The sequence below is a fragment of the Cellulophaga sp. Hel_I_12 genome (assembly GCF_000799565.1).
GTDB lineage: Bacteria > Bacteroidota > Bacteroidia > Flavobacteriales > Flavobacteriaceae > Cellulophaga.
Genome location: NZ_JUHB01000001.1, coordinates 2,037,217 through 2,052,825, shown reverse-complemented (window position 1 = coordinate 2,052,825; position 15,609 = coordinate 2,037,217). Strand labels below are relative to the sequence as shown.

General features: G+C 35.0%; 15 protein-coding genes. 8 read left to right on the top strand and 7 right to left on the bottom strand.

Annotated features, from left to right (window positions below; translation table 11 throughout):
- Positions 1 to 68: 68 nt before the first annotated feature.
- Entirely contained in the window at positions 69 to 1,619 is a 1,551-nt protein-coding gene (locus GQ45_RS09115; protein ID WP_047420245.1) for a ribonuclease E/G, read from the bottom strand.
- Between the two features lie 276 nt (positions 1,620 to 1,895).
- Positions 1,896 to 2,186 carry an HU family DNA-binding protein gene (locus GQ45_RS09110; protein WP_047417000.1) on the bottom strand — a complete coding sequence of 97 codons (291 nt, stop codon included), beginning with the start codon at positions 2,184 to 2,186 and terminating at the stop codon, positions 1,896 to 1,898.
- A gap of 290 nt (positions 2,187 to 2,476) precedes the next feature.
- On the opposite strand from GQ45_RS09110, the gene mutY reads away from it, so the two are divergent.
- From mutY to gldD, 4 genes are read left to right on the top strand one after another with little or no spacing between them, the layout of a single operon-like run.
- Positions 2,477 to 3,514, top strand: a complete 1,038-nt coding sequence (gene mutY / locus GQ45_RS09105) for an A/G-specific adenine glycosylase (protein WP_047416999.1) — start codon at positions 2,477 to 2,479, stop codon at positions 3,512 to 3,514.
- Between the two features lie 24 nt (positions 3,515 to 3,538).
- On the top strand, positions 3,539 to 4,003 hold the full coding sequence (locus GQ45_RS09100) for a single-stranded DNA-binding protein (RefSeq protein WP_047416996.1): 465 nt from the start codon (positions 3,539 to 3,541) through the stop codon (positions 4,001 to 4,003).
- Between the two features lie 22 nt (positions 4,004 to 4,025).
- Positions 4,026 to 5,351, top strand: coding sequence for a gliding motility-associated protein GldE (locus tag GQ45_RS09095; protein WP_047416994.1), 1,326 nt, complete (start codon positions 4,026 to 4,028; stop codon positions 5,349 to 5,351).
- Positions 5,341 to 5,901 carry a gliding motility lipoprotein GldD gene (gldD, locus tag GQ45_RS09090; protein WP_047416992.1) on the top strand — a complete coding sequence of 187 codons (561 nt, stop codon included), beginning with the start codon at positions 5,341 to 5,343 and terminating at the stop codon, positions 5,899 to 5,901. Before GQ45_RS09095 ends, gldD begins: the two co-directional genes overlap by 11 nt.
- 350 nt (positions 5,902 to 6,251) lie before the next feature.
- On the opposite strand, the gene GQ45_RS09085 is transcribed toward gldD, so the two are convergent.
- The 3 genes from GQ45_RS09085 to GQ45_RS09075 all read right to left on the bottom strand — a co-directional run bounded on the left by GQ45_RS09085 (position 6,252) and on the right by GQ45_RS09075 (position 10,246).
- Positions 6,252 to 6,668 (bottom strand): hypothetical protein, encoded by a 417-nt coding sequence (locus GQ45_RS09085; protein WP_047416989.1) that lies wholly within the window; start codon positions 6,666 to 6,668, stop codon positions 6,252 to 6,254.
- A 177-nt stretch (positions 6,669 to 6,845) separates the two neighbouring features.
- Complete coding sequence (locus GQ45_RS09080; RefSeq protein ID WP_047416987.1) at positions 6,846 to 8,915, bottom strand: pitrilysin family protein; 2,070 nt, start codon at positions 8,913 to 8,915, stop codon at positions 6,846 to 6,848.
- Between the two features lie 8 nt (positions 8,916 to 8,923).
- The gene (locus tag GQ45_RS09075; protein ID WP_047416982.1) at positions 8,924 to 10,246 is read right to left on the bottom strand and encodes a pitrilysin family protein; all 1,323 of its coding nucleotides are present in this window, start codon (positions 10,244 to 10,246) and stop codon (positions 8,924 to 8,926) included.
- 217 nt (positions 10,247 to 10,463) lie between these two features.
- Between GQ45_RS09075 and GQ45_RS09070 the strand changes: the two genes are divergently transcribed.
- From GQ45_RS09070 to rpmA, 3 genes are all read left to right on the top strand, one after another.
- A complete protein-coding gene (locus GQ45_RS09070) occupies positions 10,464 to 10,922 on the top strand; it encodes a DUF4199 domain-containing protein (protein WP_047416975.1) in 459 nt (152 codons plus the stop codon).
- 181 nt (positions 10,923 to 11,103) lie between these two features.
- Positions 11,104 to 11,796, top strand: coding sequence for a 50S ribosomal protein L21 (rplU, locus tag GQ45_RS09065; protein WP_047416972.1), 693 nt, complete (start codon positions 11,104 to 11,106; stop codon positions 11,794 to 11,796).
- Positions 11,797 to 11,844: 48 nt separating this feature from the next.
- Entirely contained in the window at positions 11,845 to 12,105 is a 261-nt protein-coding gene (gene rpmA / locus GQ45_RS09060; protein ID WP_047416970.1) for a 50S ribosomal protein L27, read from the top strand.
- 196 nt (positions 12,106 to 12,301) lie between these two features.
- Here rpmA and GQ45_RS09055 read toward each other — a convergent pair whose 3' ends face one another.
- Together GQ45_RS09055 and ahcY are read right to left on the bottom strand one after the other, a co-directional pair.
- On the bottom strand, positions 12,302 to 13,408 hold the full coding sequence (locus GQ45_RS09055) for an SDR family oxidoreductase (RefSeq protein WP_047416966.1): 1,107 nt from the start codon (positions 13,406 to 13,408) through the stop codon (positions 12,302 to 12,304).
- An 85-nt stretch (positions 13,409 to 13,493) separates the two neighbouring features.
- Positions 13,494 to 14,810, bottom strand: a complete 1,317-nt coding sequence (ahcY, locus tag GQ45_RS09050) for an adenosylhomocysteinase (RefSeq protein WP_047416964.1) — start codon at positions 14,808 to 14,810, stop codon at positions 13,494 to 13,496.
- A gap of 76 nt (positions 14,811 to 14,886) precedes the next feature.
- Between ahcY and GQ45_RS09045 the strand changes: the two genes are divergently transcribed.
- Complete coding sequence (locus tag GQ45_RS09045) at positions 14,887 to 15,522, top strand: 4'-phosphopantetheinyl transferase superfamily protein (RefSeq protein WP_047416962.1); 636 nt, start codon at positions 14,887 to 14,889, stop codon at positions 15,520 to 15,522.
- Positions 15,523 to 15,609: the final 87 nt, after the last annotated feature.

Sequence of the window (15,609 nt, the reverse complement as noted above, 5' to 3'; positions counted from 1 at the left end):
TTTAAAGTACTAAAATAGGATATTTTTTAAACAAAAAAAGCGACCCGTTTTGGAGTCGCTTTTAAAATTTAATATATGGTTTTTCCGTCTTTATTCTTAAAACGGTATTCTAGATACGTATACGCATCTCTGGGTTGTATTTTAATCCATTTTTTATGCTCTAAGAACCACTTAGTGCGTATGGATGGGAAGCCTTTGCTTATAAAGGCTGCGATAAACGGATGAATGTTTAAAGTAATAACATTATCCTTGGCCGGACCGTTGAGTAATTTTTCAAGATCAGCATTTATTTTATCGATTAAAACAATAGGAGCTTCAACCTCTTTTCCTTTTTGATTGGGGTCTTCCTCTGTTGTCTTAATATTCATTTCGGGCCTTACCCGTTGTCTTGTAATTTGTATCAGTCCAAACTTACTAGGAGGCAAAATTTTATGCTTTGCACGATCATCTTTCATTTCATCTCTAAGATGATCAAAAAGTTTTCTCCTGTTTTCTCCTTTGGTCATATCAATAAAATCAACCACAATAATACCACCCATATCTCTTAGGCGTAATTGTCTTGCAATTTCAGAAGCGGCTAGAAGATTTACTTCTAATGCGGTATCTTCTTGATTTTTTGCTTTGTTAGAGCGGTTTCCACTATTTACATCTACTACGTGTAGCGCTTCAGTGTGTTCTATGATAAGATAGGCACCTTTGCTCATAGCCGCGGTGCGACCAAATGAAGTTTTTATTTGTCGTTCTATTCCAAATTTTTCAAAAATCGGAGTAGTATGATCACTGTACAATTTAACAATAGATTCTTTCTCTGGGGCAATTTCTGCCACATAATCTTTAACTTCTTCATAAAGCACTTCATCATCAACATAAATTCCTGTAAAAGAATCGTTGAAAACGTCTCTAAGGATAGACGATGCCCTGTTAAGTTCTACGAGAACTTTTGACGGGTGCGGGGCTTTATATAATTTTTTGCACATTACTGACCATTTTGTCAGTAGGTTTTGTAGATCTTTGTCGAGTTCTGCGACTTTTTTGCCTTCTGCAACTGTTCTAATAATAACACCAAATCCTTTAGGCTTAATACTTTTAACAAGTCTTTTAAGTCTGTCTTTTTCTTCTCCGCTTTCTATTTTTTGAGAAACAGAAACGCGTTCCGAGAAGGGAACCATAACTAAGTATCGTCCTGCGATAGACAATTCAGAGCTAATTCGTGGTCCTTTTGTAGATATTGGTTCTTTAACAACTTGCACTAATAACGATTGGTTTGCTTTTATTACATCGGTAATAACACCATCTTTATTAATATCATCTTCAAACGGAAAATCTTTTAATGAAAAATCTTTTAATTTACCAGTACTTGCATTTTTTATAAACTTAAGCATGGTAGAAAGCTGTGGGCCTAAATCATGATAATGCAAAAAAGCATCTTTTTCATAACCCACATTTACAAAAGCAGCATTTAATCCAGTAACAGGTTTTCTAACTTTTGCGATAAAAATATCGCCAACTGAGAAATTATTACTGTCTTCTACTTTTTGAAGCTCTGTTAATTTTCCATCTTTTAATAGGGCAAAATCGACGGTATCGGAACTAGATCTTACGATTAATTCTCTATTCACCTGAATCAATTTTTATTTATTTAAGCGCAACCTACGATAAGGTAGTGGTTAAATAAATGATTAAACAATGTATGTAACAGGTTCTTTAAAACCTGATGAAATTCGTTCACGAATTTCTATGTCAATGAACGTTTTAAAACGAAAAAGTAGTTGATACAACTACTTTTTCTTGTGACGGTTAGCTCTTCTACGCTTCTTGCGCTTGTGTGTAGCTACCTTATGTCTTTTTCTTTTTTTACCACTTGGCATAAATTATGACTTTTTAGGATTAATATTTTATTTTACTTCTACGTTACTCTTTACGCTTTCTACGAAAACCTTTGCTGGTTTAAAAGAAGGAATATTGTGTGCCGGAATTTTAATGGTAGTATTTTTTGAAATATTTCTACCTGTTTTTTCAGCTCTTGTTTTGATAATGAAACTACCAAAACCTCTTAAATATACATTGTCTCCATTTTCCAATGAATATTTAACCTCTTCCATAAAAGATTCTACAGTAGCCTGTACATCTCCTTTTTCAATTCCCAGTTTTTCTGAGATTTTCGTTACAATATCCGCTTTCGTCATTTTCTGTACTAGATTTATCTATGTTTTTTCGGGTTGCAAATATATAAATTAAAATTCAATGTTCGCATTAAAGAACTTCATTTTTAAGCATATAAACCATTACTTTTGGCGATAGAGCGATTCTTGTGTGATTTTATCGTCGAATAATAGGGTTTTTTAAGGTTTTTTTTTAGTTTAAAATGGTCGCTACCTATTGCTATACTTAATTTCTACTCTTTACATGAATAATAAAACAAATTATTTTTCTTACTCCGTATTTTTGCACAAAAATATAGGTTAATTATTTCTTCATGATATTTTCAAAACAAATTTTGCTTTGGTATGCCAAGAATAAAAGAGAGCTTCCTTGGAGGAACACAACTGATGCGTATCATATTTGGCTATCAGAAATTATGTTGCAACAAACCCGAGTTGCTCAAGGTACGCCTTATTATTTGAAATTTATTGATAATTTTCCGACCGTACAACATCTAGCTGCTGCTAGTGAGGAAAAAGTTTTAAAACTTTGGCAAGGGCTGGGGTACTATTCCAGGGCTAGAAACCTACATGCGACCGCCAAAATAGTAACGGATAAATACAATGCTCGCTTTCCCGATTCCTACAAAGAGCTCATAAAGTTAAAAGGGGTGGGCGATTATACTGCGAGTGCCATAGCGTCGATTAGCTTTAATAGGCCCGAGGCTGTGGTAGATGGCAACGTATATCGAGTTTTAGCCCGTTATTATGGAGTTTCATTAGCCATAAACAGTTCGGAGGGTATTCACTATTTTAAAGCATTAGCAGAGCGCGTCATGGATGTTGAAGCAATTCGTGAATATAACCAAGCTATTATGGAATTTGGTGCTATCCAGTGTGTGCCTAGGAATCCAAACTGTGGGGCTTGCCCCTTGCAAAATAGTTGTGTAGCTTTAAAGGAGGGAAGAATTGATGCGCTTCCTGTAAAACTTAAAAAATTAAAAGTAAAGCTAAGGTATTTTAATTACCTTGTTCTACTAGATGATCAAAAGAAAACAATCCTTAGAAAAAGAACAGGAAAGGGTATTTGGCAAAACTTATATGAATTTCCCTTAGTAGAATCTGATCAAAGCTTAGCGGCGTCTAAAATTAAAAGTGAAATTGAAAAGCAATTTAATTTTAAAAATGCGTTTGAGGTGTATCAGTATAACACGACCGAAATTGTTCATAAGCTGTCGCACCAGCATTTATACACCACTTTTTGGATTGTGAGTATAACGGATGAAATGAAAGATAGGATACCTGTTTCAGAAGTATATGAATATCCTGTACCAGTTTTAATCGCAGATTTTATAAATGCATTTAAATTTTAGTATTTTTGACAAAATATTTTGGTTATGAGCGGTACATTAAATAAGGTCATGTTAATAGGACATTTAGGCGACGAAGTAAAAGTTCATTATTTTGAAGGCGGTAATTGCATAGGGCGCTTTCCATTAGCTACCAATGAATCGTATACCAATAAACAAACTGGTGAAAAAGTAGTCAATACAGACTGGCATAACATTGTGATTCGCAATAAAGCAGCAGAAATCTGTGAAAAATATTTAAGTAAAGGCGATAAGGTATATGTTGAAGGCCGCTTAAAAAATAGGCAGTGGCAAGGAGAAGATGGTCAACCACGCTATACCACCGAAGTACATGTGCAAGATTTTACTTTTTTGACAACCAAATCAAATTCTGGCAATAGTCAGGGTAACGAACCCAATACTGCCACTCAAAATACACAAAATAGCAGTACAACACAAGCAGCATCTTCTCCCTCGAATGAACCCCATCAAGAAGATGATCTACCCTTTTAATTTAAAACCTAAATTATAATCTTTGGACCCAGACCCCTTTAGTACCGTATTAAGTGTTGTTTTTGATAGTGCTTTAGCCTTTAAGATAGGTATTCTTTTTATTTTACTTTTTTGCTCTGCGCTAATTTCAGGTGCCGAGGTCGCATTTTTCGGACTCTCAGGTACCGAGGTAAATACCATCGAAGATGAAAAGTCTACTAAAGGAAATATTATTGTTAAACTTTTAGAAAAACCTAAAAAGCTTTTAGCGACCATATTAATTGCCAACAATACCATTAATATTGCCATTGTGTTATTGTTTAGTGCTATTGGCGATGTCATTTTTTCAGACATCACCTATCGAATTTTAGGGTTTATTTCTGTTCGTTTTTTACTGGAAGTGGTCGTTGTAACTTTTTTGATTTTAATGTTTGGTGAAATATTACCCAAAGTATACGCCAATAGAAATCAAAAAACATTTGCCCACATGATGGCTTTTCCTTTAAGGGCACTAGATTTTTTGTTTACACCTTTAAGTGCACCTATGCGCTCGGCAACGATATTTTTACACAGCAGGTTAGGAAAGCAAAAATCGAGTTTAAGTGTCGATCACTTATCTCAAGCTTTAGAGCTTACCTCTGAAGGTGATACAACCAAAGAGGAGCAGAAAATATTAGAAGGTATAGTGTCTTTTGGAAATACGGATACCAAACAGGTTATGCGTCCCAGAATTGATATTTTTGCATTGAATACCGAAATGAAATATCTCGAAGTTTTAGAAGAAATAAAAAAAATGGGCTATTCAAGAATTCCTGTTTATTCTGAAAATGTAGATAATGTTAAAGGTGTTTTATATGTAAAAGATTTATTGCCTTACATTGACCGTAAGACCTTTAATTGGATGAATCTTATCCGAGAACCTTACTTTGTGCCTGAAAACAAAAAGTTAGATGATTTGCTGCTAGAATTTCAAGAAAAGAAAAATCATTTAGCGATTGTTGTGGATGAGTTTGGAGGTACTTCAGGTATTGTTACGCTAGAAGATATTATCGAAGAAATAGTAGGCGATATAAGTGATGAGTTTGATGATGAAGATTTAATTTACTCCAAACTAGACGAAACTAATTATGTTTTTGATGGTAAAACCACCTTGAAAGATTTTTACAGAGTGGTTAAGATTGATGATGAGAACGATTTTGAAGAACGTAAAGGAGAGTCCGAAACCATTGCAGGTTTTGTTTTAGAAATAGCAGGTAGCTTTCCTAAGCGCGGCGAGATCATAAGTTTTAAAGAGTATGCCTTTGTAGTAGAAAGCTTAGATAAAAAAAGATTAAAGCAAATTAAAATAACATTACCAAATGAACTTTAAAATTTCTGGATTTGTAATACTGTTTTTTTTATTATTTATAGCTTGTCAAGAAGAGGTGTATGTTCCGAAGCCAAAAGCAATGCTCCGGTTAGATTTTCCAACACCTGTTGAGGCACAGTTTGAAAATGATAGTTTTATTTTTAATTATAACGAATTAGCGAAGCCTGTTGTCAAAAATAAAAATGCTATTGTTTTAGACTACCCGGCCATGAAAGGGTCTATTTTTATTACCTATAAAGCAATTCAAAACAATTTAGAGACCTTAATTGGTGACGCCCAAAAATTATCTTTCGAACACATGAGGAAGGCAGATCATATTGAGCCCAGAACTTTTATAAATGAAGATGATAAAGTATATGGCACGTATTTTCAAATTATAGGTGATGCTGCTTCTCAATCGCAGTTTTACGTAACCGATAGTATTCATCATTTTGTGACGGGTTCGGTCTACTTTTATACAAAACCAAATTACGATTCTATCTTGCCTGCTGCCAATTACCTACAAGCAGATATGCGCGCTATTATGGAAACATTAAGATGGAAAGAATAGCTTAGAAGGGGTTTAAAAAGTGAATTGTCACTAGTACACCATTAAAAAGCTTGGTACCTATACCGAAGGGTTAAACAAGCACTTTTCTCTTTGTTTTCGTTTTCATCGTTGATTTTCACGAATGAGGGCGTGCTTGAAAGGCCATCAAACATAGCATTATTGCGTTTTTTAGATCTTTATTTTTACGCTTCAACAAGTTGCATTACTTTGCGATAAAGGTTTTTTGTAGCCTTAGTTGTTGGGCAAAGCATAAAAAATAGTACCTAGTTCCTCAAAAGAAAATCTGAGAGGATTTTCGTTAGTAAGCTATAAGCAGTCCATGAAGTATGCCCGACCTATCGCATAAGTCCCTAGTTCAATAAATTCTCAGCATTCTCAATACTCGTATTTATTTGGTCCCTAAGTGCTTTTACGGCAGCTTCTTGCTGGTTTAAAACGTTTTGTTTTTCTTCACTTAGGGCTTTTCCTTTCATGATTTCTTCCCCGTCAAAACTATCGCCAAAAGTTTTCATCCAATCCATCATTGCTATATTGGCTTCGCGTAGGTCTTTTCTAGCTTGCATGTAAGCTTCAGGGGTGTCTGTTTCTTCAATTTTATCCTCTAATTGAGCAATTAATTTCCCAATATGCCCCATTTTAGGCATCACTTCGTCATGAACAGCTATTACCTGTTGCATTTGGGTCGGAGTTTCGGCTTTAGTACTTTCTTTGCAAGAGAATAAAACAGTTACAAAAAGTGCTGAGACAATTAAAATATATTTTTTCATGATGTGAAGTTTATTGAAATATAAAGATAATACTTTCGGCATAAGACTTTAAATGATATCTACTTAAACTAATAAAAAAGAAAAACCTCTAAAGTCTAGACGTAGACTTTAGAGGTTTTGTTTCCCTCTCCTTTGGATAGGTCAGTACTACTTTTTTAGCATTACTGACTAAGGCCTTTATTCAAAATCGGCATCAGAAACGCCTTCATTTACTTTAATTGAATTTACATTAAAATCTACTTTTTGAGGACCCATAGATTGCGTTAAAGTAAACGGAAATAAAATTCCTGAAACTTCCTTGTAATTAGAAAAATTAAAAGAACTGCTCATTTTTTGACCGTTCATTTCAGCAGTAACTACGTCTTGTACTTTTAGACCAGTAGTAACATCGTAAAAGGATGCTTTTTCATCAGAAATTTTAATCTTATACGCCTTTTTACCATCTACATCTTCAACTCCTTCTAGCTGTAAATTTTCAAAGTCATAGTTTAGTTCTGCAAAAGGAGCAGATTCAACTTTTATTTTAGCAAGCTCTGTTTCGTCTAAATCTTTTCTTTGCCCTTGCATAACCATATAACCCGAATTGCCATCCACAACTTGTTTGCTCATAGAGTTCCCCATCATTTTCACATCTTGCATGAACTGATCGTTGGTGGTTTTTTTAATTTCAAGGTTTAACTTCATACCTTGAATTTCGGCTTCTGCTGACATGGAATAAGACGATACACCAGCGAGTTTATCTTTTCCGCCAATGGCTTTCATGTAGTTTTCAATTACAGTTTTTGCATTCATACCCTCAGGAATGGCAGCAGTGTAATCTGGTTTTTCTACTTTATTTACCATTTTATCATAGTACATCACAGGAATGGTTTTGCCATTAAAGCTTACCTTTTCAAGGTTTTCAAGTACTTCACTACCTTTTCCGGCAACTACAATTCTTGCATTTTCTGTGCTAAAATATTTCTGTGCTGCTTTTTGAACATCAGCAATAGTTACCGCATTAATACGCTCTAAGTAGTTTTTGTAATAATCTTTAGAAAGGTTTTCTGTTTCAATATTAAGCGCATAACCAGCGATAGTTTCAGGACGCTCTAAGGCCATGATAAATCGTCCAATATATTTAGATTTTGTATTGGCTAAATCTTTCTCAGAAACAGGTTCTTTTCTAATTTTATCAATCTCTTTTAAAATTTCAACAACAGCGCTATCCGTTACAGCATTTCTTACTTGTGCTGTGGCTGTAAATCTTGAGGGAGCGTATTTGTCATTTCCAATATTGGAGTACGATCCGTAGGTGTAGCCTTTATCTTCTCTCAAATTTAAAAACAAACGACCTTCACCACCGCCTCCTAAAATTTGGTTGGTAATTAATGCAGGGAAAAAGTCTGCATCTCCCATTTTTAAGTTCACTAAACTTTGAACCGCCACCTCAGATTGTACGGCATTGGGAACATCAATAAAATTTATTTGTGTGTATTGTGCATCTGTTGGTTTTGAAAATTGAAATGATGGTGGTGTTGCCTTTGTCCAAGGCGTAAAGTTTTTCTTTACTAATTTTTCAACATCCTTTATATTTACATCGCCAATAACGATCAAATAGGCATTTGCGGGTACAAAATAGTTACTGTAATATTGCTTTACATCCGCAAGTTTAATATTTGCTACAGTTTCAGGGGTTGTAAATTCTCCGTAAGGATGATCTTTTCCGTAGGCTAAAGCCGATCGTGCTCTGCCTGCAATAGCACCAATATCTTTTTCCGAAGATTTTAAATTCGTTAAGATTTTTTCTTTCTCCTTATCAAATTCTTCCTGAGTAAAATTTGGATTAAGGGCAGCATCGGCCATTAATTCCATAATTCTAGGGAAGTATTTAGATAAAGAACTTGCAAAAGCGCTTTGTGAGCCAAAATTAATTCTGGCCCCTAAAAAATCTACTTCTTCGTTAAAGGCATCTTTTGAAATATTAGTGGATCCATTGCCTAAAAGGCTGGCGACAAAAGAACTTACCCCTGCCTTGTTCCCTTCAGCAACCGGAGGATTGTCTATCCGTAATTGTACCGAAACTCTAGGTAATTTATGGTTTTCTACCACTAGTACTTTTAAACCGTTTTTAAGCTCAAAGCGTTGTGGTTCTTTTAAATTAATTTCAGGAGCTGGGCCTGCTTTAGGCATGGTACTCCTGTCTATTTGTGCATTGGTTGCAAAGGCAACGAATGCAAAAACTAAGGTGATATATATTTTTCTCATTGTAGTGTTTAATTTGCAGGTTTTTCTTGTGGTAAATAATCGATAATAACACGTTGGTTAGGCTTTAAATACTTGTCAGCGACAGTTTTAATTTCCTCACGAGTTATAGATCTGTAAATATCAATTTGCTTGTTAATTAAAGAAGTATCACCATATAGCATGTAATTCGTGGCTAATGATCCAGCGATACCTTCAATACTTGAATTTGAATTAACAAACTGATTTTCAAATTTATTTTGTAATTTTTGGTAATCTTTTTCTGAAATCAATTCGGTTCTCACTTTCGTGATTTCTTCTTCAATCTCTGTATTTAAAGTCTCTAAACTTGTTTCGCCTAGGGGCAATGAAAAAACAAGATACATTCCGTAATCTTCTTGATCAATGTTAAAAGCACCTACTGATAATGCTTGTTTTTGATCATCAACCATTTTTTTATTAAGCTTAGAACTTGGACCGTCACTTAAATAACTAGAAATCATTTGAAGAACATAGGCATCGCGTTCTTTAAAACCAGGGGTGCGATACCCAATGATAGAGGCTGGAATTTGAATGTTCGCATCGTAAGTAACTGATTTAGTCTCTACCGTTATAGGATCTTCTTTTGGATAATTACGAACCACATCAGCACCTCTTTTAATAGGGCCAAAATAATCTTGAATCATTTTTTTGGTTTTGGCAATATCAATATCACCAGCTACGGTTAACACCGCATTATTAGGTACATAGTACATTTTATTATAAGCAGTTACATCTTCTAGGGTAGCTGCCTCTAAATCTTTCATATACCCAATATTAGGGTCTTTGTAAGGGTGTTTTGAAAATAAAGCATCTCCAACCACTTGCAAAATTTGACCATAAGGTCTGTTGTCATAGCTTCTTCTTTTTTCTTCTTTAACCACATCAATTTGAGTGTCAACACCTACTTGGTTGATGATGGGATGAAGCAAGCGCTCAGACTCTAACCAAAGGCCTAATTCTAAATTATTTGAAGGGAAAACTTCGTAGTAATAGGTTCTGTCCTGAGATGTGTTTGCATTATTTGTGCCTCCGTTAGAAGAAACAATTTCAAACCATTTTCCTCTTTCGATATTTTCAGTTCCTTCAAACAATAAATGTTCAAATAAATGAGCAAAACCTGTTCTTCCTTCTGTTCTATCTTTGCCACCCACATGGTACATAACTGATGTTGTTACCAAAGGCGCACTATTGTCTTGGTGAAGAATAACATGGAGACCATTGTCCAATTTGTATTCTTCATAAGCCACCTCTTGAGCTTTAGCTGTTATTCCCGCTAGTGAAAGCGTAACAGCTAGAAATAAATTTCTTTTCATTCTTGATAAGTGTTTTAAATTAAATTAGCAATTTTTGTAAACTGGTCAAATACACCATATACATGCTAGGTTAGTATCGGTATTTTGAATTTTGTTACACGAAAATAAAAGTTTTATTAATTAGATGAAGAAAAATCTTAACTCTTTAACATGACTTTTTAAAAATATTCATAGTTTTTCCTTAATTTGAGCCAACATTTTTAAAATTCGTAAAACAATGATGAGATTTATATTACCCGTAAGATTCGGAATAGCCACTAGCGGGTCTTTAATAGCATATTTTTTAATACTGTCACTTTTTGGACTTCACACTAACGTTTTTTACAGTCTGTTTAATGGTGTTATTACCGGTTTTGGTATTTATGAAGCTATAAAATACTTGCGCATCGAGAATAGAGATACCTTTAATTACGGTAGGGGGTTTTCAGCCGGTATTGTTACGGGCTTCGTGGCCACCTTGATTTTCACCGTTTTTTTTGCTTTCTATGCGACAGAAATTAACCTAGAATTTTTACCAGAGCTTTCAGAGCAGTGGTTTAAAAATAACAACAAAGAAGTAGGTATTGTCTTTTTTACCGTGGCCATCATGGGCTTTGCAACTTCTATTGTCTTAACCTTGGCATTTATGCAATTATTCAAATCTTCGAATAATTTAAAAAAACAGCATAAAAATTAAAAGCACTGTACTCAGTTCACATTGAAGCTAAATACCCTTTTAAAACCAGCGATTTAAGAGTGATAAAATTTTTAAATACTTCTTTTAAAAAAATCTTGCAATTTAAGTAATTAGCAGTATATTTGCACCCGCCTATTTAAAATAGGCAAACTGATTTATTGATAAATAACAAACACAAGCTATGTACGCAATTGTAGAGATAGCAGGGCAGCAATTTAAAGTTGCGAAAGACCAAAAAGTGTATGTTCACCGTTTACAAGAAGAAGAAGGTAGCAAAGTTACTTTTGACAATGTTCTTTTATTAGAAGACGGTAGTAACATCACGATTGGCGCCCCAGCTATAGACGGAGCCGCTGTTGAGGCAAAAGTCATTAAGCACCTAAAAGGTGATAAGGTAATCGTTTTTAAGAAAAAAAGACGTAAAGGTTACAAGGTTAGAAACGGTCATAGACAGTATTTAACGGAATTAGTTATCGAAAGTATTGTTACTTCAGGTGCTAAAAAATCAGCTCCAAAGAAAGAAGCAGCTCCTAAAAAAGAAGCCGCTCCAAAAAAGGAAGCTCCAAAGAAGGAAGTAAAAGCGAAAGCTGAAGCTCCTAAAAAAGCAGCTCCAAAGAAAGCTACTGCGGTAGATGATTTGAAAAAAGTGGAAGGTATTGGACCTAAAATTGCTGAAACATTAGCAGCGGCAGGTATTTCGACTTTTGCAGAATTGGCTAAAACCGACGCAGCTAAAATTTCTGAGATCATCGCTGATGTACGTGGAAATCACGTAACAGACACATGGCCAGCACAAGCTAAATTAGCAGCTGATGGTAAGTGGGATGAGCTTAAGAAATGGCAAGATGAATTAGATGGTGGGAAACCAGCATAAGTATAACTTTTATCCTGTTGCAAAACAGGAACTTAAAACCATAACAAAATGGCACACAAAAAAGGTGTAGGTAGTTCTAAAAACGGTAGAGAATCAGAATCAAAACGTTTAGGTGTTAAGATTTTTGGTGGTCAAGCCGCTATCGCTGGTAACATTATTGTTAGACAACGTGGAACTAGACACAATCCAGGAGATAACGTATACGCTGGTAAAGATCATACCTTACACGCACGTGTAGATGGTATGGTAAAATTCCAGAAGAAATCGGGAGGAAAATCTTTCGTATCTATTGAGCCTTTCGAAGCTTAAGAGTTCATTTCTTACGACAATATAAAACCCTTCTTATCACTAATGATAATGAAGGGTTTTCGTACTTATGGCCATTAGGTAGTGGGTGTAAGAAGTGAAATAGGGAGCCCAGCCTATAAAAAGTACAAGGCTTGATAAGGAAAAGAATACAGCTACTAGGTAAAGAATGTTCCTCAACTAAAACCTAACAGCCCCATTACCACTTCTGATTTCTAAAATTATGTTTTACGGCAAAAGCCACTGTTTCTGCCAAATACTCTTCTAGGGTGTACTCCGGAATGGGTAAAATACTTTCTAAAAGTTCGGTATCCCATTCATTGGGTTTAGATGTCATATAAGGGTGTAAATGCACGCCAATAGTTTCATAATAATAAGCCTCTAATTCGGACTTGTACCCTGTTGTGGCATTGATTTCATCCGTGGTGAAACTAAAATTAGTAAAGCCTACCGTGTTTAGAATTTGAGCAATACCCTTCATCATATTTGTTTCTTTACGATGCACAATATTTAATTGTTCAATATCTCTCGAAATTACTTTGGCAATTACTTGAGCAGCATAATCCGTAGGGATAATATTTAATCCTGTAGTTTCGGTAGTGGTAATCCGGACGCTGTGATCCGTAGGAGCACTTTTAAAGAATTTCGCAAACAAGTAAAAAACCATATATTTTGAAATAAAATAGGTCGGTTTTTCCCATATGTTTCCTCCTAAAACACTGGGGCGTAGTATTTGAATGGGAAGATTCTTCTCCTTGCAAGCTTTGATTAAAAATAACTCTGAAGCATGTTTAGAGGCTTCGTAATGATTGCGATACTCCGCTGCTTTTAGAGTACTGAAATCATTTTCAATACGCCCGCCTACATTACCTGAGGCAAAGGCAGTACTGATATAAATAAATTTAGATATGTGCTTATGGAAAGCAAAAAATATATCCTTAGTGAATTGTAAATTTTCTTTAAATATTTCAGTTTTTGCACTTGGAAGGGTGGATAAATTGACAAAGCCAGCTGCGTGGATAAAAAAATCTATTTTAGTAGTATTGCCTAAAAATGACGCTGGGTTTAAAAAATTGTCGGCATCAATCACTATTATTTTATTAAAAATAGCAGCCGAATTATCTTTTATAAATTGCGGGGCAAATTCACTTAAAAGCACATTCTGAATACGTTTTTCAGGATGAACCGTGGTTTTTTTACGAACGGGAAGATAAATAGTTGTTATGGTATTAAAACGCTCTTCGAATAGCGCGTATAAGACTCTTGAGCCTAGTGTTCCTGTTGCTCCTGTTAAAAGTATATTCATTTAGCTTGGTGTAAAAAACCAAAAATCCCCATTTTATAGAAACGAGGATTTTTGGAACTATAATTTTTAGCTTTATCCCTTTAAATTAATACCTGTAATATTCAGGTTTAAAAGGTCCTTTAACCGTAACTCCTATATATTCTGCTTGATCCGTACTTAATTCTGTTAATTCAACACCCAAGCGCGCAAGATGTAAAAAAGCCACTTTTTCATCTAAATGCTTTGGCAGCATATATACTTCGTTTTTATACTTTTCACTGTATTTCCAGAGTTCTATTTGAGCTAGTGTTTGATTGGTAAATGAATTACTCATCACAAAACTAGGGTGGCCCGTAGCACAACCTAAATTCACTAACCTACCTTCTGCCAAAATAATAATATCTTTACCGTCAATAGTATATTTATCTACTTGTGGTTTAATTTCGTCTTTGGTATTCCCGTAATTTTTGTTCAACCAAGCCATATCAATCTCGTTATCAAAATGGCCTATATTGCAAATGATTGTTTTGTCTTTTACCGCTTTAAAATGTGCTGCACGAATAATATCTTTATTTCCGGTTGTGGTGATCACAATATCGGCATTGGCAATTACATTTTCTAGTTTTTTTACTTCAAAACCATCCATGGCAGCTTGTAGCGCACAAATAGGGTCAATTTCAGTAACGGTAACAATAGAGCCTGCTCCTTTAAAAGAAGCGGCAGTTCCTTTACCTACATCACCGTAGCCGGCAACAACTACTCTTTTACCCGCAAGCATAGTATCTGTTGCTCTTCGAATAGCATCAACGGCACTCTCACGACAACCGTATTTATTATCAAATTTAGATTTGGTTACGGAGTCATTCACATTAATCGCGGGCATTGGTAAAGTGCCTTTTTTCATGCGCTCGTAAAGTCTATGTACACCAGTTGTAGTTTCCTCAGAAAGTCCTTTAATACCATCTGCTAATTCAGGATAGCGATCTAAGACCATATTGGTTAAATCGCCACCATCATCTAAAATCATATTTAAAGGTTTGCGATCTTCTCCAAAAAATAAGGTTTGTTCAATACACCAATCAAATTCTTGTTCGTTCATACCTTTCCAAGCATAAACAGCAACTCCAGCGTCTGCTATGGCAGCAGCGGCTTGGTCTTGAGTAGAAAATATATTACAAGAACTCCAAGTAACTTCAGCACCTAAGGCCACTAAGGTTTCAATAAGCACGGCAGTTTGTATGGTCATATGTAAACATCCAGCGATCCGAGCCCCTTTTAAAGGCTGATCATCACCATACTCTTCCCGCAAGGCCATAAGTCCTGGCATTTCTGATTCTGCTAAATTAATTTCTTTTCTCCCCCAATTTGCTAGAGAAATATCTTTTACCTTGTACGGTATATAGGGAATAGTTTTAGTGCTCATATCCTTTTTTATTTTTACTTTCGTTATATAGCAATTTTACCACTAAAATTTTAGTGGTTGCAAAGGTACTAAAGCCATGCCTCTTTACAAAACAATTAGCGTAACACCGAGCATTACCGTTTACATTTGGAACGTAACAGAGTCTGAAGTTGATCTTGCTAAAGATATCAGCCTCACAAGGGTTTGTTCTGAACGAATGGCGGGTATGAAATCCGAACAGCACCGAAGGGCTTTTTTAAGTATCCGACATTTATTAGCTGAGGCAGGGTACGTAGATCACGATTTATTTTACGATGAAAACGGAAAACCTCATTTGAAAGATGGCAATAAAATTTCAATTACGCATTCTAATGATTTTACGGCAATTATTGTAGCACAACACAGTGATGAAGTAGGGATAGACATTGAATTGCAACGCGATAAAATTTTAAAAATAGCACATAAATTTACGCCCATTGAAGAATATAGAACCTTAGCAAATTCAGATGCTGTTGTCAGGAAGTTAACCGTAGTTTGGGGCGCTAAAGAATCACTTTATAAAATTTACAGCCATAAAGGGCTTAGTTTTTTGCATCATATTGATGTTAAGGAGTTCGATTTAGACGATGCCGAAAGTATTGCCGAAATAAATTATAAAGGGGATTATTCTGCCTATGCTTTTGACTTTTTAGAGTTTCAAGGGTATACTTGTGTGTACGCGGTAAAATTGTAAAAAACGTTCAAAACAACAATTGGTGGGCTAGCCTATTTAACACCTTTATTTTTTAACCTGTAATACATTATTTTTAAATTTTTTAAG